General features: G+C 57.5%; 20 protein-coding genes. 9 read left to right on the top strand and 11 right to left on the bottom strand.

Annotated elements, in window-relative coordinates; all coding sequences use genetic code 11:
- The first annotated feature begins 35 nt into the window (after nt 1–35).
- Nucleotides 36–473, top strand: coding sequence for a hypothetical protein (locus tag Q0915_RS19340; protein WP_299477399.1), 438 nt, complete (start codon nt 36–38; stop codon nt 471–473).
- A gap of 26 nt (nt 474–499) precedes the next feature.
- Complete coding sequence (locus Q0915_RS19335; RefSeq protein ID WP_299477396.1) at nt 500–1,048, top strand: AAA family ATPase; 549 nt, start codon at nt 500–502, stop codon at nt 1,046–1,048.
- Nucleotides 1,049–1,061: 13 nt separating this feature from the next.
- Here Q0915_RS19335 and Q0915_RS19330 read toward each other — a convergent pair whose 3' ends face one another.
- The 6 genes from Q0915_RS19330 to Q0915_RS19305 all read right to left on the bottom strand — a co-directional run bounded on the left by Q0915_RS19330 (nt 1,062) and on the right by Q0915_RS19305 (nt 12,988).
- Nucleotides 1,062–3,326, bottom strand: a complete 2,265-nt coding sequence (locus Q0915_RS19330) for a PBP1A family penicillin-binding protein (protein ID WP_299477394.1) — start codon at nt 3,324–3,326, stop codon at nt 1,062–1,064.
- A gap of 164 nt (nt 3,327–3,490) precedes the next feature.
- Nucleotides 3,491–4,429, bottom strand: coding sequence for a GNAT family N-acetyltransferase (locus Q0915_RS19325; protein WP_299479102.1), 939 nt, complete (start codon nt 4,427–4,429; stop codon nt 3,491–3,493).
- Between the two features lie 311 nt (nt 4,430–4,740).
- Complete coding sequence (locus tag Q0915_RS19320) at nt 4,741–7,140, bottom strand: PAS domain-containing hybrid sensor histidine kinase/response regulator (RefSeq protein ID WP_299477391.1); 2,400 nt, start codon at nt 7,138–7,140, stop codon at nt 4,741–4,743.
- A gap of 217 nt (nt 7,141–7,357) precedes the next feature.
- Complete coding sequence (gene trpS / locus Q0915_RS19315; protein ID WP_299477388.1) at nt 7,358–8,437, bottom strand: tryptophan--tRNA ligase; 1,080 nt, start codon at nt 8,435–8,437, stop codon at nt 7,358–7,360.
- 121 nt (nt 8,438–8,558) lie between these two features.
- A complete protein-coding gene (gene murJ / locus Q0915_RS19310) occupies nt 8,559–10,121 on the bottom strand; it encodes a murein biosynthesis integral membrane protein MurJ (protein ID WP_299477385.1) in 1,563 nt (520 codons plus the stop codon).
- Between the two features lie 32 nt (nt 10,122–10,153).
- Nucleotides 10,154–12,988: a [protein-PII] uridylyltransferase gene (locus Q0915_RS19305; protein ID WP_299479099.1), complete on the bottom strand. Its 2,835-nt coding sequence runs from the start codon at nt 12,986–12,988 to the stop codon at nt 10,154–10,156.
- 248 nt (nt 12,989–13,236) lie between these two features.
- On the opposite strand from Q0915_RS19305, the gene Q0915_RS19300 reads away from it, so the two are divergent.
- Genes Q0915_RS19300 through Q0915_RS19290 form a run of 3 tightly spaced genes read left to right on the top strand, consistent with a single transcriptional unit; the run spans nt 13,237 to nt 15,919 of the window.
- Entirely contained in the window at nt 13,237–14,412 is a 1,176-nt protein-coding gene (locus Q0915_RS19300; RefSeq protein WP_299477383.1) for an ATP-binding protein, read from the top strand.
- A gap of 3 nt (nt 14,413–14,415) precedes the next feature.
- Nucleotides 14,416–15,354: a hypothetical protein gene (locus tag Q0915_RS19295; RefSeq protein WP_299477380.1), complete on the top strand. Its 939-nt coding sequence runs from the start codon at nt 14,416–14,418 to the stop codon at nt 15,352–15,354.
- Nucleotide 15,355: 1 nt separating this feature from the next.
- On the top strand, nt 15,356–15,919 hold the full coding sequence (locus Q0915_RS19290) for a hypothetical protein (protein ID WP_299477377.1): 564 nt from the start codon (nt 15,356–15,358) through the stop codon (nt 15,917–15,919).
- 73 nt (nt 15,920–15,992) lie between these two features.
- Here the strand turns inward: Q0915_RS19290 and Q0915_RS19285 are convergent, their stop codons facing one another.
- From Q0915_RS19285 to Q0915_RS19270, 4 genes are all read right to left on the bottom strand, one after another.
- The gene (locus Q0915_RS19285; protein WP_299477374.1) at nt 15,993–16,364 is read right to left on the bottom strand and encodes a helix-turn-helix transcriptional regulator; all 372 of its coding nucleotides are present in this window, start codon (nt 16,362–16,364) and stop codon (nt 15,993–15,995) included.
- A gap of 4 nt (nt 16,365–16,368) precedes the next feature.
- A complete protein-coding gene (locus Q0915_RS19280) occupies nt 16,369–16,938 on the bottom strand; it encodes a Smr/MutS family protein (protein WP_299477371.1) in 570 nt (189 codons plus the stop codon).
- A 3-nt stretch (nt 16,939–16,941) separates the two neighbouring features.
- A complete protein-coding gene (locus tag Q0915_RS19275) occupies nt 16,942–18,063 on the bottom strand; it encodes an MltA domain-containing protein (protein ID WP_299477368.1) in 1,122 nt (373 codons plus the stop codon).
- 107 nt (nt 18,064–18,170) lie between these two features.
- On the bottom strand, nt 18,171–18,893 hold the full coding sequence (locus tag Q0915_RS19270) for a Tim44/TimA family putative adaptor protein (protein WP_299477365.1): 723 nt from the start codon (nt 18,891–18,893) through the stop codon (nt 18,171–18,173).
- A 257-nt stretch (nt 18,894–19,150) separates the two neighbouring features.
- On the opposite strand from Q0915_RS19270, the gene Q0915_RS19265 reads away from it, so the two are divergent.
- From Q0915_RS19265 to polA, 4 genes are all read left to right on the top strand, one after another.
- On the top strand, nt 19,151–19,672 hold the full coding sequence (locus Q0915_RS19265) for an FxsA family protein (protein WP_299477362.1): 522 nt from the start codon (nt 19,151–19,153) through the stop codon (nt 19,670–19,672).
- 214 nt (nt 19,673–19,886) lie between these two features.
- A complete protein-coding gene (locus Q0915_RS19260) occupies nt 19,887–20,918 on the top strand; it encodes an acyltransferase family protein (RefSeq protein WP_299479096.1) in 1,032 nt (343 codons plus the stop codon).
- Between the two features lie 125 nt (nt 20,919–21,043).
- Nucleotides 21,044–21,511 (top strand): RidA family protein, encoded by a 468-nt coding sequence (locus Q0915_RS19255; protein WP_299477359.1) that lies wholly within the window; start codon nt 21,044–21,046, stop codon nt 21,509–21,511.
- A gap of 75 nt (nt 21,512–21,586) precedes the next feature.
- Complete coding sequence (polA, locus tag Q0915_RS19250; protein ID WP_299477356.1) at nt 21,587–24,565, top strand: DNA polymerase I; 2,979 nt, start codon at nt 21,587–21,589, stop codon at nt 24,563–24,565.
- Nucleotides 24,566–25,201: 636 nt separating this feature from the next.
- On the opposite strand, the gene Q0915_RS19245 is transcribed toward polA, so the two are convergent.
- Nucleotides 25,202–26,023, bottom strand: a complete 822-nt coding sequence (locus Q0915_RS19245; protein WP_299477353.1) for a cyclase family protein — start codon at nt 26,021–26,023, stop codon at nt 25,202–25,204.
- Nucleotides 26,024–26,146 lie beyond the last annotated feature (123 nt).

The following is a 26,146-nucleotide window of genomic DNA, read 5'->3' as shown; positions in this document are numbered from 1 at the left end:
GGTTCCCTTGGGTCAAGAAATTCGGGAGGCGAACCATGCGTGATTTCTGTCTGAAAAGTGGGATTCTGACGGGTCTGGTGCTATTTGCCTCAGGACTCACCGGGCCGCTTGCTGGCTCGGCATTTGCGGACAGTTGCTGGAACCACAACGGATCGATCATGCGCCTGCAGGCGCAGGGTAATCAGCGCTGGTTGTCCTATGAGATCCCGCGTGATGTGCTGCGGCAGGCAGGTGTTCAACGCGGTACGCTTCTGTTCAACGGCGTCAAGAACGGCAACTGGTACGCAGGCACGGCGCGCGTTTTCTCGAAATTCTGTCCCGGCACGCCTTTGGAATATTACGTCGAAGGACCTGTGCGCGGTGATCAGCTGCAGGTCACAGTCAGCGGCACGCGCGAAGTCTACAATCAGTGCCGTCCGACAGGCCGGTTCACATCCGATACGCTTGTATTTACCTACAGCCACGACTGTTGATCTATCGCTTCGAGGATTTCCGCTGAATGATTGTCGTTCTGAATGGCTATCCAGGCGTAGGGAAATTGACGATCGGCAGATTATTGGCCGAGAAACTTGGTGGGCGGTTGCTCGATATTCACTCAGTGTACAATGTCGCTTTTGCTTTGACAGAGTTCAAATCGCCAAAATTCCGGGAAACAGTCGAAAAAATCGAGGCCATTGCACATGATCTGATACTTGAGCTGCCAGAAGATGTTCCGGTCGTTTTGACGACGGTGATCGCGGGTGACAGCGATTGGGGGGACCTGGAATGGGATCGCCTCTGGGCCCTCGGAAGAGAACGGCCACCATTTTGTGTTGTGCATGTCTCTTGCGATCTCGACGAAAACATAAAACGGATCTGCTCGCCTGCGCGCGACGGGCATCGCAAACCTCGCGACCCCGAAATGGCAAGACGAAATCAGGAGCAGGCAAAGCCGCTGGCGGGATTGGACGTTCCAAATCTGCTGCTGTTGAACACCACGCTTCTTTCAGCCGAAGAATCAGCAACCCGCATTGCAAGCTGGATTGAGGAACTGAGGTCGAAACGATAAGCGGCGTCGAAAACTAGCCGCCGCCGAAAATGTTCCTCAACAGGTTCAAAGGTCCGCGGCGCTCTCCGGTGCTCTCGTTACTTCCCCCACCCCCGCCGATCGAGCCGGGCGGAATCGGGTTGCGTCCTGAGCTTACGTTGGTTTGCTGCTGTGACTGCGGTTTGCGCGGTGCCGAGACATTGACCGGAACATTCGGAACACCAGGCAGATCGGCAACCGGCAATCCCTGATGCGCGGCATCCATCACCGCTTTCCAGGTCGCTGCCGGCAGGCTGCCGCCAGTTGCTTTTTTGGTCGGCGAATTGTTGTCATTGCCGAACCAGACCGCTGTCGTGAGATTTCCGGTGTAGCCGATGAACCAGGCATCGCGGAAATCCTGGCTGGTGCCGGTTTTGCCGCCGGCCGGCCGGCCGCTGTCGAGGCGCGCCTTGCGGCCTGTCCCGCTCAAAAGCGTTTCCGACATCATCAGGTTCATGTCGCCGACATTGCGCCGCTGAACGACCCTTCCGCGTCCGTCGCCGGACCTGGAATACAGCGTTTTGCCGTCAACAGTCTTGATCCGGCGGATCACATGCGGAAGCACGCCGTAGCCGCCATTGGAAAACGGAACATAAGCGGATGCAATCTCTAGCGGCGTGACTTCCGACGTTCCGAGTGCCATCGAAGGGTTCCTGTTCATGTCGGACGTAATGCCGAGGCGCTTGGCCGTGTTGGCAACGGTGCCGGTTCCAACTTCCTGAGCAAGCCGTGCGGCGACGGTGTTGAGCGACATGCTCAACGACCGGGTCAAGGTGACCGGACCATAGTGTTCTTTCGTGTAGTTCTGCGGGGACCAGCCCTTGATGGAGATCGGCTGGTCCTGCCGGACCGTTTGGGGCGTCATGCCGTTTTCAAGTGCGGCAAGATAAACAAAGGGCTTGAAGGCCGACCCTGGCTGCCGTTTGGCATAAGCTGCCCGGTTGAACTGGCTCTTTGCGTAATCCGCACCTCCGACCAACGCCTTGATGGCCCCCGCCGTGTCCAGAGTAACTATTGCGCCTTGGGATACACCCAGTTTCTGACGGTTTTCAGAAAGCGCAGACCGTAAAGCGCCCTCTGCGGCCTGCTGCATGGCGGGATCTATCGTCGTGTCCACGATGATGTCGCCTTCGATCAAGCCGACAAAATGAGGCAGCACATCCATGACGTAGTCGGCAACGTAGTTTTCGCTGGCTGTTGTGTAACGCCGAATTGCCTTGGCAGGGGCCGCTATCGCGTTTTTGGCTTCGCCTGAATTGATGTAGCCTTCTTCATGCATTGCGGACAGAACGAGTTGTGCCCGGTCTTCTGCCAGGTCCGGATTGCGCGCGGGTGAATAGCGCGATGGTGCCTTGAGCAGACCGGCGATCGTGGCCGCTTCCGCCACGGTCAGGAGACGCGCGGATTTCCCGAAATAACGCCGTGCCGCCGCGTCGACGCCATAGGCGCCCGAACCGAGGTAAACACGGTTCAGATACATTTCGAGGATTTCGTCTTTCGAATATTCCGCCTCGAGCCAGAACGCGAGTACAAGCTCTTGTATTTTGCGCTTGATCGTTCTGTCAGGCTGAAGAAACAGGTTCTTGGCAAGCTGCTGCGTGAGGGTTGAACCGCCTTGCGAAACGCGGCCGGAAGTCACGTTCGTGTAAGCGGCGCGCATGAGGCCAATCGGATCGATGCCGAAGTGAGAGCGAAAACGGCGGTCCTCGATGGCAATGACAGCATTGGGCAGATAGGGCGGCAGTTGCTCCAGCCGGACGGCTTCACCGCCTGTATCGCCCCTGTTTGCCAGGAGGTCGCCGTTGATGGCGACAATTTTGACATTGGGTGGCCGCGCCGGAACCTGCCATTCAGAGGTCGGCGGCAGATAGGCGGCATAGTAGCCAATCACACAGACGACGGCGATAACGCCCCAAATGCCAGCGACCGCGCTCCAATAGACACCGCGCTTGAAAATGCGCCCGACGGCAGCAGGAACTTTAAGTCTCGTTCTGCGCTTCCTGCTGCGCCGCTTGGCACCGGATCGTCCACCGCGTCGATTACCGGCACTGGCTCGCGTTTTTCCGGACTGGGTCTTCGCACGTTTTTTTGCCGACGGTTTTTTGCGTCCGCCCGCTTTTCCAGCTTTGGATTTCGAACCGGACTTCGATGCGGGCGCGGAGGTCCGATCCTGGGGCCCAAGCCGCAGGTCCAGCAGGCTGCTGCTGTCTTCTCCGAATGTCGGTTCAATCCGTGGCTGGCGTTTCGCCCGAGGCGCCATTGATCATCCGTCCCGTCATCTGTGCCGGCACATGCCGGAACCCCCGGGGATGATCTTAGAATGCGGCAATTTAAGGGGGCGTTAAGACTCGGGTCTGTTTCAGACGCCAAAAGATCTGCGCAAATCCGGGATCTTGTGCCCTTCCGGGCACAAAATGGGGAGGGTCAGCTGGAGTACCTGCTGGCATCCGCACCGTAATAGTTGACGTAGCGCGTGTTGAGTTCGGACACGGGCATGATGATGAGCACATCCGTGGTTCCGAATTGATGGTCCACCACCGCGCCGTCACCAATGAATGCCCCAAGACGCAGGTAGCCTTTTACAAGCGGCGGCAAGGCCCGGAGTGCGGCTTTGGCATTAATCTGGTCTGCCGGAATCCTGTTCATTTCAACATACCGGTCTTTGACCGCCCGGACCCGCCATTGTTCCGGTGCCCGTGCGTTGTGGTGCAGGAAAGACAGTTGCTGTGCCAGGACATCCGGATTGGTGCCTTCGATTGAAGCGCATCCGAGCATTACGTCGATGTTGTGCCGCAAAACATAGGACCAGATGCCGTGCCACAACAACTCGACGGTTTTCTTGTTGCGGTAGGGCTTGAGTACGCAAGACCGTCCGAGTTCCAAAAAGCGTTTGCCGGGGTTGGTTTCGATGATCTGCCGGATATTGTATTCGCCGGATGTATAGAAGCCGCTGTGCTGTTCGGCCACGTCCTGACGCAAGAGCCTGTACGTTCCGACGATCTCGGGCTTCAGCCGGCCGAGCTTGTTGCGCTTGAGAGATGCATGATCGACGACGAGCAGGTGATCGCAATAGGCATCGAACGGATCTGCATCGCGACGCGTCGCAATCGTATGCGTGTCGGCTGTAGCGGACATTTCCTCGTAGAAAACTTCGTAGCGAAGCCGCTGCGCCTTTTTGACTTCCTTGAAGTTCCGGGCCATGCGCACTTCGAGGGAACCGATCCGGCCAAGGGTTTCACCGGTCTTGACCGGAGTGTGGACGGGGGGACCCGGGCGTGCGGTATTTGTGGCGGCAACGCTTGTTCGCATCGCCGGTGTAAACCTTCGCACCAGTTTTCTCGGAGAAAAAAGGCCTTGCCGCATTATGGACATTCCACCCTCTTGCATTCCTTACGGGGCACCCCGTGCGGTTTCACAGGTTTCCGCCTGTTTCACCGTTCTTTTTGCCATTGCCGGAGCACGTGCCCCGGTTGTGGCCAGCGTATATAGATCTTGCCGTAGAACACACTATTCCGACAGCTGGATGACATTGGGCTTCTTCCTTTTGCCGAACAGCTCAAGTTTACCGTAGTCTTTGGAATTTGTGAAATTTGCTGAAGTGCTTAGTCTTTTCGCCGAAAGATCCGAAAAGGCCGGAAGGTTATGTCTTCGGCCCTGTCGACGTCGCCTCGGTGTCAGTTGCGGCCGATTGATTCGAGCGCCTGCGAGATCGATTCGACCGAAAGCGGCTTTGTCAGATAGCCTGCGGCGCCTACGTCAGCGGCCTTGTCGCGGGCATCCTGCATGACGTCCGCTGTGACAATCAGCACCGGCACGGACGGCCGTCCTTTCGCTGTTTCATCCTCGCGAATTTTCCGAATTGCCTCGAATCCGTCGAGGCCCGGCATATGCAAGTCCATCAGGATGGCATCGTAGGTGCCGGCTGACGCTTCTTCGACCGCGCTTTCGCCGTCCACGACCATCTTCGGGATGTGGCCGAGTTTACGCAGCATCGCTTCGCCGAGGAGACGATTGATGTCGTTGTCCTCGGCGACAAGCAGGCGCAGCGGCCGCGCCGGTGCATTGGCGCGTCGGGCGGCATCGCCGCTTTCGACCGGCCGCGCACCCGCATCCCAGGAAAGTTCATCGATGGCACCGCCAAACAGTCCGGAAAAGATCTGAATCAGGGTTTCGATCCTGACCGGCCGGATCAGGTAGGCGGCATATCCGGCGGAGCGAAGATGGTCGAGACGATCGCGTTCGGCTGGCGAAATCAGAACGACCGCCGGAGCATCGCATCCTGCAAGCCTGGCCGATGCCAGCCAGCCGCCGCTGTCCGACAGTGCGGCGTTGTCGACAACAAGGAGATCCGCCTTGGCAAGTGCGTGATCCAGATTGTCACTGCCTGGCGCTTCCACCGACACCTTGGCGTTGTGCTGTATCAACCGTTCGCAAAGGAGCGGACATTCGATCCGGCTGTTGCTGATGAAGACGATGGTCTTGTCCTCAAGCAACGCGAGCCGCGGGTCGGCACTGCCCGACAGGATCTCCGGTATCGGCAGGCAAACCGTGAAATGGCCACCACCTTCAGACCCCGGCCGCGCGGCAATCGAGCCGCCCATGAGGCGGGCGAGCCGCTGTGCGATCGCGAGCCCTAGTCCCGTTCCACCAAACTTGCGTGCAGGGCCGTGGTCTACCTGCTCGAACTCCCGGAACAGGCGTTCAGCCTCGCTCTCGTCAAATCCGATGCCGGTATCACGAACGTCGATTTCCAGGACACTGCCACCCGCGACCTGAGCACGCCCGGTCAGTTTTACGGAAACGCCGCCTTCGTCAGTGAATTTGACGCCATTTCCAATCAGATTGAAGAGGATCTGGCGGACACGGGTTGCATCAAGCGTGATCTCGTCCGGCAGACCGGGGTCGACCATTGCTGCAATCTCGAGCCCTTTGGCATGTGCTTTTGGGGCGAGCAGTTCGACAACGCTTTCCGCCAGCGCTCCGACCTTCACCGGTGCTGCATAAATGTCGAGCTTTCCGGCTTCCACCTTCGAGAAGTCGAGAACCTCGTCGATCAACAGCAGCAATGTCTCACCGGAGGTTTCCAGTGCATCGATATAGGCGCCCTGCTCCTTCGTCAGCCGGGTGTCCCTCAAAAGGGAAGCCATTCCGAGTATGCCGTTGAGCGGTGTCCGGATTTCGTGGCTCACAGTCGCGAGAAAACGCGATTTCGCTTCATTCGAGCTCTCCGCCGTATGCCGGGCAGCCAGCAGTTCTTCCTCGATCATGCGTCGCTCGGTGACGTCCCGAAGAACGGTCTGCACCAGTTGCCGATCGGTTGTCGTATCGCGGACCGGGACATCGATGCGTGAGAACCAGCGCGGGCCCTGGGCGGTCAGGATGTGCAGATCCTGGAAACCGGTGCTCGCCTGGGCCACGTCCTGCGGCGAGGTTCCCGACATCAGCGGATCATCTCTGCTGACTGTCGGCAGCTGCAGGGCATTGCCTGGGCGCAATTCGTGGGAGTGCCCGAAAACATCTTCGGCAGCAGAATTGACATAGGTAATCACGCCGTCCGCGTCGCGCCGGACAACAACATCGCCGAGCGTTGCAAGGATGCTTGCATGGCGTTCGTCCGATTCGCCAAGTTCCCAGGCCCGGTCTTCCAGTTCCTCGATCCGCGCCATCAGACGCCGGATCTTTTCGTCCTTCACCTGATGCGCCGCCACCGAACGATGGAGGTCATCCGCCAGGAGGCGCCAGACTGCAAGGCCGCCCGCAAAGAAGGCAAGACCGACACCAAGGAAGCGGTTCAGGCCGTCCGTGGAAACGAGATAAAGACCCGCCAGCAGACCGACGGCGAGCCCGAAAACCGCCAGATGCTGCAAGGTTTTCTTCGGCGCGGAGACAGGTTTGTCAGTTGCGCGGCGCCCGGGTCCGACATCAGGACCTGCCGCGTCGTTTACCTCTCCCGTGGAATGTCCTGTACCATGCGCAGGCGCTGTTTCCTGAAAGCTCAGATCTGTTTGCTTATGCGCATGCGATTCGCCGCTGTTTTGTTCCGCGGTGGCGCGATCGCCCTTCTGACTGGCCACTGGTGCTACTCTCCGCAAGGTCCTGACGGGGAGAGAGTGCCGCTTAAACTTTTAGAAACCGTTTCACGAAGGCGATCAGTGCGGCAACTTCAGCATCGGTGCTGCGGCCTCCGGAAGCGGACCGCAAAGGTGCTCCCGAATGTTCGAAAAAACAGGAATGACAATAAGGTGCATAAGTTTGCTTCGCCCTGATAGCGGTCAAGGGCGAAGCATTTTGTTACCTGACGTCCAGAAATCCGATGATACGGCGAACGTCTTTCAGGACCGGCTCTGCAATGGCCGAAGCCTTTTCGGCACCCTCTTTCAGGACGGTGTCGATCTGGGTCTTGTCGTCCATCAGGCGGCGCATTTCGTCTGTCATTGGAGACAGTTTCGTAACCGCAAGCTCAGACAGGGCGGGCTTGAAGGCAGAAAACTGCTGACCGCCGAAGTCCTTCAGCACATCTTCCTTCGATGTGCCTTGAAGCGCGGCAAAAATCCCGACGAGATTGTCGGCTTCCGGACGTTCGCTGAGGCCGTCCACTTCGCTCGGAAGCGCGTCCGGATCGGTTTTTGCCTTCCTGACCTTTTTCGCGATTGTGTCCGCGTCGTCGGTAAGGTTGATGCGCGACAGGTCAGACGGATCAGATTTCGACATCTTTTTCGTCCCGTCCCGCAGCGACATGATCCGCGTGGCAGGTCCGGCAATCATCGGCTCCGTCAAGGGGAAGTAGAGTTGCTCGGGCAGCTCGTTTGACGGTGTCGGATTGGGCACGCCGATCCCGAGATCCTTGATACGGTCGCCGAAGTCATTGTTGAACTTTGCGGCAATGTCGCGGGTCAGCTCCAGATGCTGTTTCTGGTCGTCACCCACCGGGACATGCGTTGCACGATAGGCAAGGATGTCCGCAGCCATCAGGTTCGGATAAGCAAACAGCCCGACGGAGGCGTTTTCCTTGTTCTTTCCGGCCTTTTCCTTGAACTGCGTCATGCGGTTGAGCCAGCCGATACGGGCCACGCAATTGAAAATCCAAGCAAGTTCGGCGTGCTCGCGCACCTGCGATTGATTGAATATGATCGATTTCTTCGGATCGATGCCGGCGGCCATATAGGCAGCCGTTACTTCGCGGGTTGCTTCGCTCAGCTCGTTCGGGTCTGGAAACCCGGCGGTAATGGCATGGCTGTCCACGACACAGAAGATCGTCGGCATCTGGTCCTGCAGCGGCACCCAGCGCGAAACCGCGCCCAGATAATTGCCAAGGTGGAGATTGCCGGTCGGCTGAACGCCGGAAAAGACACGGGGCTGGAACTCCGTCATACATGATCCCTTTATTTGGTGCGGCCGGTTGGAAGGGCGCTGTGACTGTTTGGGCGCGCCGGGTGTAAGCCCGGATATGCGCCTATGCAAGCGCAAATCACTTCGAAACCGTGTTTCGTCTTCAGGTGTTGCGCCGTGTCAACGTTCTCACCATGCCGAGAAGATCCGCGCCGCCGCTGACCTGGGCAAAAAAGACGAATGCGGCGATGCCTGTGAAGACGAGCGCTGCAAGGCTCGCCGCACGGACGGCAAGCCAGCCGCTGGTGAGGTAGGGATCAAGGAAAAGAGCCGCAAAATGAATGGTAAGTCCCATGAGCAGGCTCGCCACCAGAACCAGGGCCAGTCTGCGCAAGAGTGCAAAATCGGGAACGAAATGGCCGCGCTTCCATAAGACAACGATCAAGAGGCCTGAATTGACCCATCCCGCCAGCGTGGTGGCCAGCGCAATCCCGACATGCTTGAAAACAGGAAACAGGGCAATGGACAGGCACACGTTCACAGCCATGCCGACGGCGGCGAATTTCATCGGCGTCTTGGTGTCCTCGCGGGCAAAATAGCCCGGTGAAAACACCTTGTTCAGGACAAAGGCGGGCAGGCCGAATGAGAACGCCAGCAGGGCAGCGGCCGTGCCATCGACAGCTGCTTGGTCGAAACGGACCCGCTGGAACAGGACCGAAACGATCTCATGCGGCACGACGGCAAGGGCAACAGCAGCCGGAAGGGTCAGGACCAACGAGATCTCGAGCGCCCGATTGAGACTTGTCTGGTAGGCGTTGAATTCGCCGGCCCGGAGTTGCCGCGTGAGACTGGGCAGGAGAACGACCCCGATTGCAATCCCGATCACACCGAGGGGCAGCTGATAGAGACGGTCGGCGAAATAGAGCATCGCGTTGGCGCCATCCTGCAAGGATGCGATGATCGTTCCAACGGCAATATTCAGCTGCGTGACCCCTCCCGCGATGATGCCCGGGATACCGAGGACAAGCAGGCGCTTCGCCGATTTTGTATATCTCGGCCGAAACACCGGGATGCGAAAGCCAAGCCGTTTGAGGTCAATGATGACGACGAGCAACTGGACGATACCGCCTAGTGTGACGCCGGTGGCCAGGATGATGCCGAGCGTATCGTTGTCTTCCACGCCAGTCAGCAGGACAGAGCCGAGCACGATGCTCATCACGACGTTCAGCATGACAGGCGCGAACGCGGCGGCGGCGAAGCGTTGATAGGTGTTCAGGATGCCGGCGACAAAGGCCAGCATCGACATGAAGACGAGATAAGGAAACGCAATGCGCGCCATCAGCACGGTCAAGTCGAACTTGGTGGCATCCGCACCGAACCCGGGCGCCAGACCCCAAACGACAAAAGGCATGAAAATCTGCGCTATTGCGGTCAGGACCAGCAGGCAGAACAGCAGCGCAGATCCGATTTCACCTGCGAAGCGCCGTGCGCCTTCCTCGCCCTCTTCCTCGACAGCACGCCCGAACAGCGGAATGAACGCCGAGTTGAAGGCGCCTTCCGCGAACAGTCGCCGGAACAGGTTCGGCAGCCGGAAAGCAACGGCAAAGGCATCGGCGACAGGCCCCGTCCCGACCGCGGCTGCCAGCAGAACGTCCCGCACGAAGCCAAGCAACCGGCTTAGCATCGTCGCACCACCGACGGTCGTGAAGTTGCGGACAAGGTTCATTCAGGAATGGCTCCGTGCGAATTTCCGGCTATTCAAGAGGCCTGACGCTGGACTTTTCGTGACACAGGCGCTGCCGGATCGAGTTCCAGACGGCCTTTGACAGCATCTGCGAGGCGTTCCCGGATGATTTCCTGGCGGCCGATATTGGAAATCTTCTGCCCGGTCAGGTCTGTCACATAAAATACATCGACGGCTTTTTCACCGAAGGTCGAAATATGGGCCGAACCGATATTCAGGTTGAGTGTCGCAATGGACCTGGTCAGATCGTAAAGCAGACCCGGTCTGTCGAGCCCGGAGATTTCCAGCACCGTGTAGTCGTCCGACAGGGAATTGTTGACTAGGATCTCGGTCGCCACCTTGAACGCCTTGACGCGGCTTTTCATCGTGTTTTTCTTCGTCACGGGTTCCGGGAGACGCTCATCGCCGCGCAGGGTCGTGCGGATCAGTCGCGTGATCCGTTCTCCGCGCCGGCGCTCGTCGTCATCGTCTGGAAGTTCCCGGCCGATGAAAATCGTATCAATGGCAAAGCCGTCCGTCGTGGTGTCGATTTGCGCGTCGACAATGTTTGCGCCCGTCGAAAAACACGCTCCGGCAATGGTCGACAGAAGCCGCGGATGATCGGGCGCCATGATGTTGAGTTCGGTAACGCCCTCGAATGCACGCGGAATGACGTCGAAAGCAAGCCGCTTGTCGCCTTTGTCCGCCTTGTGCAGCAATTCGGCATGCGTGAGCAAACGCTCCGGTTCGGTGCGCAGCCAGTAGGCTGCATAGTGCCGCTTGAGATAGGCGTTGCGGTCCTTTTTGGTCCAGTGCTCGAGTTTGGACACAAGCTCGGACTTGGCCGCCTCGATCGTCTCCTTGTGGGACATTTTTGAATGCCCGCCGGACAAATGAGGCTCGGTGGCGTAATAGAGGGTCCGCAGCAACTGGCCTTTCCAACCATTGAAAACGCCTGGCCCCACCGCCCGGATGTCCGCAACGGTCAGGATAAGAAGCATCTTGAGGCGTTCGAGCGACTGAACCGTGTTTGCAAAATCGGTAATTGTCTTGCGGTCGTTGAGATCGCGCGACTGGGCGATGGTGCTCATGTCGAGATGATGCTCAATCAGCCAGGCGACCGTTTCTGTCTCCGCATCGTTCAAGCCAAGGCGGGGACAGACCTTGCGGGCGACCTTTGCACCGGCAATGGAATGATCCTCAGGGCGTCCCTTCGCGATGTCGTGAAGGAACATGGTGACATAAAGGACTTTCCGGTTTTGCAGCTGCAGGATCAGATCGGTGGAAAGCGGATGATCTTCGCCGGAATTGCCGCGTTCGATTTCCGCCAGCACGCCAATCGAACGGATGAGATGCTCATCGACCGTATAGTGATGATACATGTTGAACTGCATCATCGCGACGACTTTGCCGAAATCCGGCACGAACCGCCCGAGCAGGCCGGTTTCGTTCATCTTGCGCAGGATCTTTTCCGGAACATTGCGTGACGTCAGGATCGACAGAAACAGTCGGTTGGCCTCCGGATCGTTTCGAAGGTCGCTGTCGACAAGTTTGAGCGAGTGCCTGATCAGCCGCGTCAGCCTTGGGTGCAGATTGTAGTCGTGTTTGTCAGCCAGCTGGAACACGCGAAGCAGGTTGGCAGGATCGCTCTCGAAAACCCTGTCGTTGGTAACATTGAGCCGATTGTTCTCGACAACGAAACCCGGGGCCCCCTTGACCGGTTTTACGCTGTCTGTCATGCGCCCGCTGCGTAGGCGCCGCATCATCCCGGAAAACCCCTTGCCCCGGGGTTCCTTGACGTGTTCTTCCTCCAGCGCCGCGCAGATGATGCGCGTGAGATCGCCGACATCTTTTGCGACAAGGAAATAATGCTTCATGAAGCGCTCGACGTCGCGCATGCCGGGATGCTGCGTATAGCCGAGGCGGATCGCGATCTCGCGCTGGAATTCAAACGCCAGGCGTTCTTCCGGACGCCCGGTGAGAAAGTGCAGATGACAGCGCACGGCCCACAGGAAGTCCTCTGATTTGACGAACCTTGCGTATTCGGACCGTGTGAGAACACCCTTCTTGACGAGCTCGGACTGACGGTCGACCCGGTAGTGATATTTGGCAATCCAGAAAAGCGTGTTGAGGTCCCGAAGGCCTCCCTTTCCTTCCTTGATGTTGGGCTCCACAAGGTAGCGCGACGTTCCTTGGCGCCGGTGCCTTTCGTCGCGTTCAAGCAGCTTTGCAGCGATGAATTCAGAGCTTGTTCCGCTCATGACGTCGGAATCGAAGCGTTTGACAAGGCTCTCAAAAAGCTCAACGTCACCCCAGATATACCGCGCTTCAAGAACAGCTGTCCGGATCGTCATGTCCGCTTTTGCCAGCCGGATGCACTCGTCGAGATTGCGCGTTGCATGACCCACCTTGAAGCCAAGGTCCCAGAGCATATAGAGGATGTATTCGACCACCTGCTCGCCCCACGGGGTCTGCTTGTAAGGCAGGATGAACAGGAGATCGATGTCGGATCCCGGGGCAAGTGTTCCGCGTCCGTACCCGCCAACTGCGGCAACCGACATGCGTTCTGCCGCTGACGGGTTCTTGACCCGATAGACATGTTGAACCGCAAAATCGTAAATCACGCGGATCAACTCGTCCTGAACATGTGACAGCCGGGCCGCGCAGAGCAGCCCGCCGCCGTCTTCGTCCAGTTTGTCTTTCACGCGGTCGCGCGCGGATTTGACCTCAGACTTCAACAGCCCAAGAACCTTTGCCCTGATCTTGCTGTCCGACCCGTCGCCCTCGCTGTCGGCGGTTAGTGCTTTCAGACGGGACCGCAGGTCGTCAGAATCGATCAGTCCGGCAAGATCTTCTTCGCTTGGGTGCATGAGTGTTTGAAAGTCCGTCAAAAAGTCATTCGTCTCGGGCGGCGGTCAGATGCGGTTATATAGGGATCGCGCCGGAAGGACACGGAAATCTGAGTGTCGTCATTGAGGCACGTAAAAAACAAACGTTGCATTTCGCTCTTAAGTTGAAGTTTCTTTTTACTAAATCGCTCTAAGAAGGTCTCGACATCAAAACCGGGTTGGATTCTTCGCGAGTGCTGTATCGTTCTCGCCAAGTGAGGTGAAGCCAGTTGCAGCGAGATATTCCTGAAGATATTCAATCGCTTATCGACCTTGTCGCTCAAAACGGGTCGAACGATGGCGCGATGCGGGCCGTACTGGTTTTACTGGAACAGGCTCCGGACAGCAGCGTCATCGTTGATGGGCTCGGCCAGATTGAGCCGGGTCTGGTTTCAAACGCGGAATTGAGAGCAAGGGCTGCCACCCTTTTGAGAAAGGCGGATGCATTGGAGTTGGCTGAAGGTTGGCACAAAGTGCCGGCGCCGAAGCTTTCGGACAACGTCATTCCCATGGATCGTTCCTCTGTTCCGGTCTCGGATCCATCTGTCAGCATCACATTCGACGACATCGGCGGGCTCGAAAATGTCAAGAAACAAGTGCGCCGCAAAATCATAAATCCCTTTCAGAACAAGAAGGCGTTGTTCGACCGGTTCAAACGAAAGGCCGGTGGTGGCGTGTTGATGTACGGCCCACCCGGTTGCGGCAAGACCATGCTCGCGCGTGCCCTTGCGTTTGAATGCAAAGCGACATTTCAAAATGTTCGCGCGGCGGACGTTCTCGACCAGTATGTCGGGAATGCCGAGAAGAGGATTGCGCAGATCTTTCAGGAGGCACGAGCATCTCGTCCGGTTGTCCTGTTTTTTGATGAGATCGAAGCACTGGCACAAAAACGTCAGTTTGAAAGCAGTGCCAGGGTCAATACCACGGTCTCTGCGTTGCTGACCGAAATGGATGGTTTTAGCGACAATGAAGGCGTTCTTTTTCTTGGGGCGACCAATGTGCCCTGGTCGATCGATTCCGCCTTCCGACGCCCGGGGCGCTTTGACCGGACGCTGTTCGTACCGCCTCCGGACCGGGTCGCCCGAAAGTTCATTCTGGATGGCCTTCTGAAAGACCGGCCTGTTTCCGAAAGCCTGGATATCGAGCGGATTATCGAAAGTTGCACAGGATTTTCAGGCGCTGATCTCAGTGCCCTGGTCGACACTGCGGTCGATATTGCCATTGAAGAAAGCCCGTCCGTCGAGGCGCTTGTTCCCTTGTCAACCGCGCACTTCCAGGAAGCGTCTCAGGAGGTTAAGTCCTCCGTTGGTGAATGGCTGGGTCAGGCTCGAAATTTTGCGGAATATGCAAATTCGAGCGGCATGTATGACGATCTGTCTGTCTTCCTGAAAAAATATGCGAGGTGAGCTGTGGCCTATTCACTCAACACAGCTCGAGCCTTGCTTGAAGCCAAAAACTTCGATGGGGCCCGGCGTCTCGTCAACGAGATCCTGGAAAAGAAGCCGGACGATATCAGCTGCTGGAACTTGCGGATCAAGATTGAATCGGAGGCGGAGAATTACAAGGAAGCACTTCGCATCTGCAGAGATGTTCTTCGACAGCATCCGGAAAACGTGATTCTGCGGGAGTGGGAGTTCGACGCACTCGCACATCTGCGGCGAAAGCGTGAAGCAAAAAAGGTCCTTGAGAAATTCAAGGCAGATTTTCCGGACCATTATGGCCGCATCGAAAACATGCAGTTTTGCTTGGATGCTTTGCGTGGAAAGACACAGAAGTTAAGCAAGTATCTGGAAAACTTGGGTGATAATGATCTCGACCCGGAGGAAAAACTGAATCTCGGATTGTTCTACCATAAAACGTGCAATGTATTCCGTGCCCAGCAGTATATGGTAGATGCTCATCCGTTTTATCCTGATAACTTTGAGCTCAACAAAACACTTGCTCAGAACAGCTTGCAGCTGGGGAAGTTGGCAACGGCGCGGAAATTCGCACATCTCGCGCTAAGACTCTCGCCGGGTGATAGGCATATGCGGGCTCTCATTGCTGTGAGCTACATATACTATATGCCACAGTTCTATCTTCTGAATGCAGTTGTGATGCTTGTCAATTTAGCAAATTCATACTTTGGACTGCTTCTAGCCGTGCCCTTTATGCTATTCGTAGGTATTGTCGGATTCGAGGCACATATTTTTATTATAAAAATTATAAATATATTTTTGAATTTTGAATTGTTGAATGGTCGGTACTTATTTTATGGATTTTTGTTTTCATACTTCTTCATTCAATATCCAGATTATTTTAAGTTTGTTTACGAGCGCAAGAAAGAAGTAAAGCTGAAGAGATACTAAAATGCAGCTATTACCAACCAGTTGGCCAAACATCGACCGGCAGACCTGGATGGGCGTCATTCCCTGGCTTATCCTTCTTGCCGTACTCGCGGCCCTTCAACATGTGTTCAATCCGCTTCCGACGAGTTTTGCCAGGACTATCGAAGGATTGGAAACCAAAACGATCTATGCAAGACAAGCTGCCTGGACCGTCTGCGTCGGAGATATGGTGACCTTCAGCGGAACCGAACCCAAACGTAACTTTATCCGCAAAGTCAGTGCCACCGAAGGCCAAGCCTTTTCGCTAGGTATCAATGGATACGCGATCGACGAACGAACATTTGTTGCAAAGGAAGATTGGCTTGTCGCCGCCCGAGCGCAATTTGGTGACAAGGCATTGATCAAGGTTCCGGAAAACCACTATTTGATTGTCAATTCGGAATTCGGTCGCAATTTGCGAAGCAACGACTGGGCTTTCGATGTTGTGCCGCGGGCGAACATACACAACCGGGTGACTTACGTCCTTGTTTCCCGGTACTTTTCCCGCATCGGCAGCCGGTTGGAGCCAGCCTCAGCAGATTGCTAAGCGTTGGAGAGCGTTGGATCCACTCAATTGTGAGCCGTATTTGTGCGCAAACTACGTAATATCGACGAGTCGTTCACACATCGTCCTTTGCTGCGGCCACGCGAAGCTGGTGCAGCAGGGCGTGAAGGGAGTCCTCGGACAATACGTTGATCTTCAGCGACAGTTGATTGGCGAGTTCCGTTGCCTTTGGATGCATGCCTGCCGTGTCGATCGTGATCCGGGGATCCGACAGTTCCGCCAGCCGCTGGATTTCTTCCGCTTCGTCCCAGATCACGTTGAAATAAGTGATGATCCGCTGGACGAGAAACCATGTCGGTTTACCGCGTTTGCCGTGTTCCAGCGCTGACAGATAAGCGCTCGAAACCGAAAGAGCTGCCGCCATTTCTTTCAGCGATACGCCCCGTTTTGACCTAAGTTCCCGAATTTTTGCTCCAAGCGGTGTCACGGTTCTACCTTCTTTTTCGTATCCGGACGTAGAGCGCCCCCGCCCCACCGTGGCTGGCATGTGCCTCCTCATACCCAAGGACGACCGGACGAAGATCCGGCATCGTCAGCCATTGGGGAACCATTCTGCGCAAAATACCGCGTTCGTCCATATAGGCGCGCTCCATGGCGCTGCCTTTTCCCGTAATCACCAGCACGACTTTGTGACTGCGCGCCTGTGCCTGGTAGAGAAAACCGCGCAGCCGGTCATGGGCCTGATGCTGTGTCAGTCCGTGCAGATCGATGCGGGCGTCAATCGCCCTCACGCCTTTGACGATCTTCCGGCGGTATTTGGTTTCAAGCTGGTGAAGCGGCGGCAGGGAAGGTGGTTTCTTCACTGCAGCCGGCGCCTTTATGGCGGTTGCCGTCTGCGGCGGCTTTGCCGGTTTCGCGGTTTTAGGCTCTGCCGGCGCAGGCTCATCCGCTTCAAGGTTCGCAAGCCGCTCCGGATGCAGCGGCGTCAGTGTTTTCGCGACCTTGCCCCACAATTCCCTGTCTTCAGGTGACAGGCTGCCTTTTTTGCCCCTCTTCGTCATCAATCAGTCTGTCACCGTCTCTCGCCCCGGGGCAGGCTCGTTCGGAACCAGGATGGTGAATGCTGCCTTGTGGCGGATGTCGCCGGCGATTTCACCGGCCTGTGCTCCGGATCCGACAAAGATATCCCCGCGCGCAGGACCCTTGATAGCGGAGCCCGTATCGTCCGCGACCATGAGCCTCGCAAATGATTTCGTTCCGGTCTCAGGCGATTCGAAACCGGCATTGACGAATATGAGAGCACCATATGGCAGTTGCTCATGATCGACGGCGAGGCTCCGTCCTGGAACCAGCGGCAATCCCGCAGCACCTACAGGACCCTGTTTAGGGGTGGTTTCGTGAACTTCGCGGAAAAAAATGTAGGACCGGTTTTCCTTGAAGAGACTGTCCCGCTGATGCGGATTTGCCGATAGCCAGGTCCGAAGGCCCGACATCGTGAAGTCTTCCGGTGTGCCCTCGCCCCGTTTGACCAGAAGCCGTCCGATGCCTGTGTAGGGATGTCCGGACTTGCCGGCATATCCGACGCGCATCACGGAGCCGTCGGTGAGACGCAACCGCGCCGATCCCTGAACATGGATGAAATAGGCGTCGATCGGGTCTGCGAGCCAGACAAGCTCCAGCTGTTCGTGATCGATTGCACCGTCCATGATCGCCGCCCGGTCCGGCATTTTGACGAGGGTATTGCTTTGCCGCCTGCCGTGGCTGAGATCATCCGGCCAGTCTTTGGGCTTGTTGTCTGCGCTGACGGCTTCAAGCCCGGCCGGTTTCCGGTGCAGAGGTGTCGCGAAGTGATCCGTGCGCGTGCGCGATGCCGGAACCTCTGGTTCGAAGTAGCCGGTGACGAAGCCGGAAGACTCGACACGGTAGGGTGTGAACCTGCTTTCCAGGAAGCGCCTCGCGTCTGCGGCTGTCCGGATCGGCAATGCTTGCGCTGTTTTGCAGAGATTTGCGACGCTTGAGGGACCGTAGCCGAGTGCGCCGGACAGAATGTCTGAGCTGGAATGACCGCAAAACCGGAGGAAAGCGTTCAAGGCACCGAGCTGATCGTCTTCGATCCAGCCGGACAGCTCGGAAAAATCGGTTTTATGGAAGTGGTCTGGAACAACCGGGCTTTGCGGCATGGCCATGGTGGCTCCTGCAAAGAAAAGCGGCGCGGCCAGAACCGCGCCTCTCAGTCGGGTGGGAAACTGACGAAGGAACGGCCCCGCCGTTCTCCGATCCGTCCGATGCATTGTCACTCGGCGGATTCAGTTGCAACCAGTTTCCAGTTCGGGTCACGCGTGTTGGTGTCGCGTGCGAAAGTCCAGATATCGACCACTTCCGTAACCTTCGCCGGGTCGCCATCGACGACTTCACCAGCCTTGTCGCGGGTGGCGGAGATCAGCTGGCTGTGGATCTTGACGGTAACCTGGGCGATCGTGCCTTTCAGCGCCGCTTCGACGATTTCCGACTTGTCGATGCCGACAAAGGTCGACTCGATCGTTTCGCCCCTCTTTTCGCGGTCCTCAATGGCAGACACGAAGCCTTCGTAGACTTCCGGAGACAGAAGGTTATTGAGCGCTTTCTTGTCGCCGTCGGCAAATGCCATCACGATCATTTCGTAGGCGGCGCGCGCACCGCCGAGGAATTCCTCGGGTTCAAAACTGCGGTCGACTGACAGGATCTGCTTCAGTGCGCTGTTAAGCGCGGACCCTTCCGGCGCAACCTTGTCGATCACCACGTCGCCGCCATGTGGTTGCTCAGCGACGGTATCCGTCGGCTGGTCTGTCTGGTTTGGAAGCGGGATCACGTTGTCCTGCCCATTGGCCTGCTCATTTGGCTGTTCAGGCTTGGAATAGGGATCGAACGGCGGTCGTTCATTGCCGGTCCGTTTGCCGAGGACGGATCTCAGTCTGAACAGAATAAACACTGCGAGCCCCATGAGGACGAGGTTTAGTGGGTCGAAAATTTCATTCATCTTACGTTCCGGCTACCCTTTGGAGGCAATTGAAGCCGCCTTTTGCATGTTCAGCTGCGTACTGTCCGCACTCGATATCAGTCACCACCTTATTTAGGGGCTTCTTGAACCAGCATCCAGACCCGAGAGCAAGACTGAAATTTTTGCAATGATTATCTTTCCTGCAAGCGCCTGCTCGCATTTTTGTGAGCGAATGTCTAGGTTATAGGTCGATACCCTAGTTGTGACGAAACAGCTTATCAGACGATGGAGGTCCCGTGGGACTTTATATCATTGCCGCCATCATATTGCTGCCCCTGATTGAAATCGCGGTTTTCATCTGGGTCGGCGATATGATTGGTATACTGCCGACCATACTCCTGACCGTCATCACGGCTATGGCCGGCACGATCATGTTGCGCCAGCAGGGTCTGTCGCTGCTCATGCGCATGCAGAGCGAGCTCGACGCCGGGCGTGCGCCGGGCAACGAGGTGATGCAGGGCGCAATGATCGTTCTGGCGAGCATTTTTCTGCTTATTCCGGGATTTGTGACAGACGCTATCGGTCTTTTGCTATTTATTCCGCCTGTCCGCGCGGCGCTCGCGAACTTTATCATAGCCCGCTCGAACGTCGTGATCGTACAGGGCGGCGCGGCCCGCAACCCGTCCGATGAGCATGTTGTCGATCTCGATCAGGGCGACTGGTCGGAAAAGGATGAGGCCGGCTCAGCAGGTGCACCAACCAGCGGCCAACCGAAAATCAGCCCGTGGCGCGACGGGGCCGACGACGCAAAACCTTGAGGCACCGTCGTTTGGTTTGCGCGAAATAACAGGCTCGATACCGCAGATAACTCCGGTACGATCCAACTCTGCAAACTCAGGCAGCATTGCCCTGAAGCGGAATTAGCAAGGTCACTAAAACGTGACAGTGGCTGTATGCGTAATATTTACCAGTTGAGGTTACGCCTGACGCTTATTCTGCGGTGAAAGCCGCGTGGAGCGAAAGGTGCGAACCATGAATGCCGGGCGCGTTGACTGGGTCGATACGGCCAAGGGCATCTGCATCATTTTCGTCGTGATGATGCATTCGGTGCTGGGTGTGGAGGCCGCCGCTGGTGGAACCGGCTGGATGCACACCATTGTCGCGTTCGCCGCTCCATTCCGGATGCCGGACTTCTTTCTGATCTCCGGTCTGTTCCTCTCCAACGTCATCACGCGCGACTGGAAACTCTATCTCGACCGCAAGGTCGTTCATTTTGCTTACTTTTACGTGCTGTGGATGACGATCCAGTTTGCGGTCAAGGCGCCGGTGTTCATGGGGGATCTCGGGGCTGCCGGCACGCTGGAATTCTATATCCTCAGCTTCGTTCAGCCCTTTGGCACCCTTTGGTTCATCTACATGCTGCCGGTCTTCTTCCTCGTCTGCAAACTGGCGCACGATTATCGTGTCCCCTGGCAGGTAATGCTGGCGGCCGGTGCGCTTCTGCAGATAGCCCCGATTCATACCGGCTGGCTGCTTGTCGACGAGTTCGCGTCGCGTTTCGTCTATTTTTATGCCGGCTACATCTTTGCGCCGCAGATCTTCAAGCTCGCTGACTGGGCGCGCGCTCGCATCAATGTCAGCCTCGCTTACCTCATCGGCTGGGGGATCGTGAACGGCGGCCTTGTCTATCTCGGCTGGGCGCACCTGCCGGGGATCGCACTTGCGCTTGGGGCCGCCGGTGCAGGCGCAATCATCCTGACCAGCGCCCTGATCGTCAGAGCCGGCCAGATGAATTTCCTGCGCCATTTCGGCGAGAGTTCCATCGTCATCTATCTCGCGTTTTTCTTCCCGATGGGTGTCACGCGCGTCGTCCTGTTGAAACTCGGCGTTCTCGATATCGGGACGGCTTCCCTGATCGTGACGATCGTTGCCTGTGTCAGCCCGATGATCCTCTTCTGGATGATCCGCAAGACCAATCTGGGCTGGTTCCTGTTCAAACGGCCGGAGTGGGCTTATCTCGGCGGAACCTTTGGCCGGAAAAATCAGCCGCAGGCAGCTGAGTGACAAGTCTGCCTGGAGGCGTCTGAAGACCTCTGGGGGCTTTTCTGGAAACGCGCCGGCGGGTAGGGTGCGTGACATCGGGGGAGTTCGGTCCTCCGGTCCCTGCCCCTTGTCGGATATTCAGAAAAATGAGCGAAATTGAAGCCAGCCTGGCACGCTTGGGAATCGAGCTGCCACCAGCCCCTCCTGCCCTTGGAAACTTTGCACCTTATCTGGCCGATGGGTCTTTGCTGTACATTTCGGGTCAGATTTCGGCGGACTTGCAAGGTAAGCCAATCACCGGGAAAGTTGGCAGCGAGCAATCCCTGGAGCATGGGTACGAAGCGGCCCGCTACTGCGCCATAAATCTGCTGGCACGCGCAAAGGCGGCTCTTGGGGATCTCGAGCGCATAGAAAGGCTTATCAAGCTTGGCGCATTTGTGAATGCGGCACCCGACTTTGCCCAACATCCCAAAGTGGTCAACGGCGCTTCGGATCTGATGACCGAGGTTTTGGGGCGGGAAAAGGCAAATCACGTTCGCTTTGCGGTCGGCAGCAGCAGCCTGCCGTCCAACGCCAGCGTGGAAGTCGAGGCGGTCTTCCGATTTCGTGAATAGCAGTCGCGGCCCGATCCAGGTTCCCTTCTTGCGAAGGGCATAATTTACTTCTTCCCTCACCGACCTACTCGGGGCATGATCCGCGCCATGTCGACGCAAGATTCCTCCTCCTCCCTCACGGCCGACGACCACCTCATTCTGGTCGATGGCTCCACCTTTATCTTCCGCGCCTATCACGCGCTGCCTCCGCTGACACGCAAGCCCGACGGTCTTCCCGTGGGTGCTGTCTCAGGCTTCTGCAACATGCTCTGGAAGCTTTTGCAGGAAGGACTGACGCCGGAAGAGGGTGACGAACCGACACATTTCGCGGTGATCTTCGATCACTCCTCGAAGACGTTCCGGAACAGCATCTATCCCGAATACAAGGCGAACCGTCCGGAACCGCCGGAGGATCTTGTTCCGCAATTCGGCCTGATCCGGGAGGCGACCCGGGCATTCTCCGTACCGTGTATCGAGCAGGAAGGCTTTGAGGCCGACGACCTGATCGCAACCTATGCCCGTCAGGCAGCCGACATGGGTGCGCAGGTCACGATTGTGTCCGGTGACAAGGACCTGATGCAGCTGATCGGACCGAATGTCGGCATGATCGACACGATGAAAAACAAGGTTTTCGGCGAACCGGAAGTCTTTGAAAAATTCGGCGTCGGGCCCGACAAGGTCATTGAGGTTCAGTCGCTCGCCGGGGACAGCGTCGACAATGTCCCGGGTGTCCCGGGCATCGGATTGAAAACCGCGGCGCTTCTGATCAACGAATTCGGAGACCTCGAATCGCTGCTCGCTCAGGCCGAAACCATCAAGCAGAATAAACGGCGTGAAAACCTCATTGAATTCGCCGATCAGGCGCGCGTGTCGAAAGAGCTGGTCACACTCAAGCAGGACGTGCCGGTCGAGGTTCCCGTTGCGCATCTGACGGTGACGAATGTTAACGGCCCGAAGGCTGTCGGGTTTCTGAAGGCCATGGGCTTCAACACGCTGACCAAGCGTGTGGCGGAAGAGACCGGGGCCGAAGTGGCCAATGTCGAGCCGACCGATTTCGAGGTGCCCGGCTGGGACGTTCCCGATCAGAAGGGCCGGATGGTCGAGCGCGTGGAAAGCTCCGCTGGAACGGGAACGGCTGCGACGGGTGATGCGGCCGGCACGGATGGCATGATGGTGCCGCAGACCGTCGCCGACGCGCGTGTGGAAAGCGTCAAGGCAATCCCGATTGATTCAAGCGCATATGAGACGGTGACGACCGTCGAACGCCTGAAGGAATGGTGCGAAATTGCCTTCGAGAAGGGTTATGTCGCTTTCGACACCGAAACCACGTCGCTTGACGCCATGCAGGCGGACCTGGTTGGCCTGTCGCTATCGTGTGAGCCGGGCACGGCCTGCTACGTGCCGCTCTCCCATGTGGACGGCGAAGGCGATCTTCTTGGCGGCGGCGGTTTGCTGCCGGACCAGATCCCGTTGAAAGAGGCGCTGGAGGTTCTCAAGCCGATGCTTGAGGACAGGGCTGTCTTGAAGATCGCGCAGAATCTCAAATACGACTGGCTGGTGATGACCCGCTACGGTATCGACATCAGCCCCTATGACGACACCATGCAGCTTTCCTATACCGTTGATGCGGGCAAGGGCGGCAACGGCATGGACGAGCTTTCCGAGCGCTGGCTCGGGCACAAGCCGATCCCGTTCAAGGAAGTCTGCGGATCCGGCAAGTCGATGATCACCTTCGACAAGGTTCCGATCGACAAGGCGACCGCTTATGCCGCCGAGGATGCGGACGTGACGCTGCGCCTCTGGCTGATCCTGAAGCCGCGCCTCGCCAGTGATCGGATGGCAACCGTTTATGAGACGCTCGAACGGCCCATGGTGCCCGTCCTGGCGCGCATGGAAAAACGTGGGATATCCGTCGACCGGCAGATGCTGTCGCGGCTCTCCGGCGATTTTGCGCAAGGCATGGCGGGCTTGGAATCGGAAATTTACGAGCTGGCCGGCGAAAACTTCAATATCGGATCGCCCAAGCAGCTTGGTGACATTCTCTTTGGCAAGATGGCGCTGCCCGGCGGCAAGAAAACCAAGACCGGCGCGTGGTCGACTTCGGCTCAGGTATTGGAGGATCTGGCAGCAGAAGGTCATGAATTGCCGTCGAAGATCGTCGCCTGGCGTCAGCTCTCCAAGCTGAAATCCACCTATTCGGACGCGCTGCCCGGTTACATCAACCCGGAAACTGGCCGTGTTCACACGTCCTACGCGCTTGCGGCGACAACGACAGGGCGCCTGTCGTCTTCCGAACCGAACCTTCAGAACATCCCGGTGCGCACCGAGGAAGGCCGCAAGATCCGGCAGGCCTTTGTATCGACCAAAGGGCACAAGCTTGTCTCGGCCGATTACAGCCAGATCGAGTTGCGAGTTCTTGCGCATATGGCCGACATCCCGCAGCTGAAAAAGGCGTTCGAAGACGGGCTCGACATTCACGCCATGACGGCAAGCGAGATGTTCGGAACGCCGATCGAAGGCATGGATCCAATGGTCCGCCGTCAGGCCAAGGCCATCAATTTCGGCATCATCTACGGCATTTCGGCCTTCGGCCTTGCCAACCAGCTCGGCATCTCGCGCGGCGAGGCAGGTGATTACATCAAGACGTATTTCGAACGCTTCCCGGGCATTCGCGACTATATGGAAGCGACCAAGAAGAAGGTGCACGCGGACGGTTACGTCAACACGATCTTCGGCCGCAAGGCGCATTATCCGGAGGTCAATACCAAGAACCCCAACATGCGTTCCTTCTACGAGCGCGCGGCCATCAACGCGCCGATCCAGGGCTCTGCCGCCGACATCCTGCGCCGCGCCATGGTGCGCATGGAAGACCGGCTTTCAGAAGCCAGGCTTGACGCGCAGATGCTGCTTCAGGTTCACGACGAACTGATCTTCGAAGTGCCCGATGCCCAGGTCGAAGATACGCTTCCTGTGATCCGCGACGTGATGGAAAACGCCTGCGATCCGGTGCTGAAAATGTCTGTTCCGCTGAAAGTGGACGCCCGTGCCGCGGATAACTGGGACGAGGCGCACTAGCGAAAGCGGCAGCTCACACATGCACGCGCCGCCCCGGACCTGATCCGGGGCCAAGGCTACTTGGTATAAAGGCTCAGAAAGTTGTCATCCCGGCTGGCGCGAAGCGCAAGGCCGGGATCCAGTACTCCCTGTGTGCGTTAGGCAGCAGGACATGCGTTTACTGGATTACTGCATTCGCAGGAAGGGCAAGAAAAATCCAGTTACGAGCACTCGGCGCGGCGTGAGCGGAGATCGCCTGAACCGTGGCACACTCCAACATGCCTAGGTCTCAGGTCAGGCCGCGGACCATCTCCAATTGCACACTCATTACAACGTCGCACGTCGCTCTCGGATGGGACGCGGTGCGTGAACAAAAACGCCGTCCCGGACCTGGTCCGGGGTCAAGGCCATCTTCGCAAGCTAAGGGCTCAGAAAGTTGTCATCCCGGCTGGCGCGAAGCGCAAGGCCGGGATCCAGTACTCCCTGTGTGCGTTAGGCAGCAGGACATGCGTTTACTGGTTTCCTGCTTTCGCAGGAATGACAAGAAAAAAACTGTTGCGAACACTCGTCGCGGCGTGAGCGGAGATCGCCCAAGCCACGTTGAACTCCAATGTGCCCAGGTCCCGGGTCGAGCCCGGGACAGCGCAGGGTAAAAGCTCAAACCATCGCCATCACGCGGGACGGCCCCCCGGTGCCACCCTGGAATTTTGGCGCCCCGACGATCAACGTCGCGCCCTTCGCCGGAAGTGCATCGAGATTGGCGATGCATTCGATGCCCCAGCGGTTGCTCGGCAGCCAGGCATAGTGGACCGCGAAATCAGGCGACGGGCCAAAGTCGAGGGACAGCGTGTCGACGGCAAGACCGACGACGTTGGCCTCTTCCATCAGCATTTGCGCGGCTTCCAGGTGAAAGCCCGGGAAATGCATCACTCCGTTTTCATCGGCGTTGCGGAACTTGTCGGTCGGAACCTGCACGCCCCATCCGGAATTCATGGCGACGCAGGCCCCTTCCGGAATGTCGCCATTGGCGGCGATCCAGGCCTTCAGGTCGTCCGGCGTAACCTGCGCATCGGCGTCCTCGGTCGCTTTTGACTTGATATCCACTATGCAGAGCGGTGCGACGAGGTTTTCGACCGGGATTTCCGCGACGGACTGCCCGTCCTCGGAAAAGTGCAGCGGCGCGTCCATATGCGTGCCGGTGTGTTCGTTGATGGTCAGGTTGTAGAGATTGAAACCGTCCTTGGCGAAATCGAAGATCTTTTCCTTGAAGAACTGCTGGTCACCGCCATAGGTCGGAAAGGTCTCGTAAAGCTCATGGGTCATATCCGTGATCTGAGCTGGTGCCTGCGCCATGGCCGGCATCGCGCCTGTGGTTGCCACGGCCGCCGCAACACCGGCGCTCACAGCGGATGCCCTGAAAAAGTCCCGCCGCGACAACATGCGGTTTTTCACGGAATTGATGACGCACAAATCACACATGACAGATCCTTCCGACAGTTAACCCGGGGAAATGCTGCATGCTGCCCGTTAAAATTACCAGTCAAAATTTCTATCAATGCCATGTTGGCAGGGTTCATCTCGCGCTCAAGGCGTGGAGCTTTC

Origin of the sequence: uncultured Roseibium sp. (assembly GCF_947494555.1) — a bacterium.
Taxonomy (GTDB): domain Bacteria; phylum Pseudomonadota; class Alphaproteobacteria; order Rhizobiales; family Stappiaceae; genus Roseibium.
This window is presented reverse-complemented; position numbering and strand designations above follow the sequence as displayed.

Coding starts and splice junctions, on each gene's coding strand:
- Q0915_RS19340 (WP_299477399.1), top strand. CDS start 36: ATGCGTGATTTCTGTCTGAAAAGTGGGATTCTGACGGGTCTGGTGCTA.
- Q0915_RS19335 (WP_299477396.1), top strand. CDS start 500: ATGATTGTCGTTCTGAATGGCTATCCAGGCGTAGGGAAATTGACGATC.
- Q0915_RS19330 (WP_299477394.1), bottom strand. CDS start 3,326: ATGGCGCCTCGGGCGAAACGCCAGCCACGGATTGAACCGACATTCGGA.
- Q0915_RS19325 (WP_299479102.1), bottom strand. CDS start 4,429: ATGCGGCAAGGCCTTTTTTCTCCGAGAAAACTGGTGCGAAGGTTTACA.
- trpS (WP_299477388.1), bottom strand. CDS start 8,437: ATGACGGAGTTCCAGCCCCGTGTCTTTTCCGGCGTTCAGCCGACCGGC.
- murJ (WP_299477385.1), bottom strand. CDS start 10,121: ATGAACCTTGTCCGCAACTTCACGACCGTCGGTGGTGCGACGATGCTA.
- Q0915_RS19305 (WP_299479099.1), bottom strand. CDS start 12,988: ATGCACCCAAGCGAAGAAGATCTTGCCGGACTGATCGATTCTGACGAC.
- Q0915_RS19290 (WP_299477377.1), top strand. CDS start 15,356: ATGCAGCTATTACCAACCAGTTGGCCAAACATCGACCGGCAGACCTGG.
- Q0915_RS19280 (WP_299477371.1), bottom strand. CDS start 16,938: ATGACGAAGAGGGGCAAAAAAGGCAGCCTGTCACCTGAAGACAGGGAA.
- Q0915_RS19275 (WP_299477368.1), bottom strand. CDS start 18,063: ATGGCCATGCCGCAAAGCCCGGTTGTTCCAGACCACTTCCATAAAACC.
- Q0915_RS19270 (WP_299477365.1), bottom strand. CDS start 18,893: ATGAATGAAATTTTCGACCCACTAAACCTCGTCCTCATGGGGCTCGCA.
- Q0915_RS19260 (WP_299479096.1), top strand. CDS start 19,887: ATGAATGCCGGGCGCGTTGACTGGGTCGATACGGCCAAGGGCATCTGC.
- Q0915_RS19255 (WP_299477359.1), top strand. CDS start 21,044: ATGAGCGAAATTGAAGCCAGCCTGGCACGCTTGGGAATCGAGCTGCCA.
- polA (WP_299477356.1), top strand. CDS start 21,587: ATGATCCGCGCCATGTCGACGCAAGATTCCTCCTCCTCCCTCACGGCC.
- Q0915_RS19245 (WP_299477353.1), bottom strand. CDS start 26,023: ATGTGTGATTTGTGCGTCATCAATTCCGTGAAAAACCGCATGTTGTCG.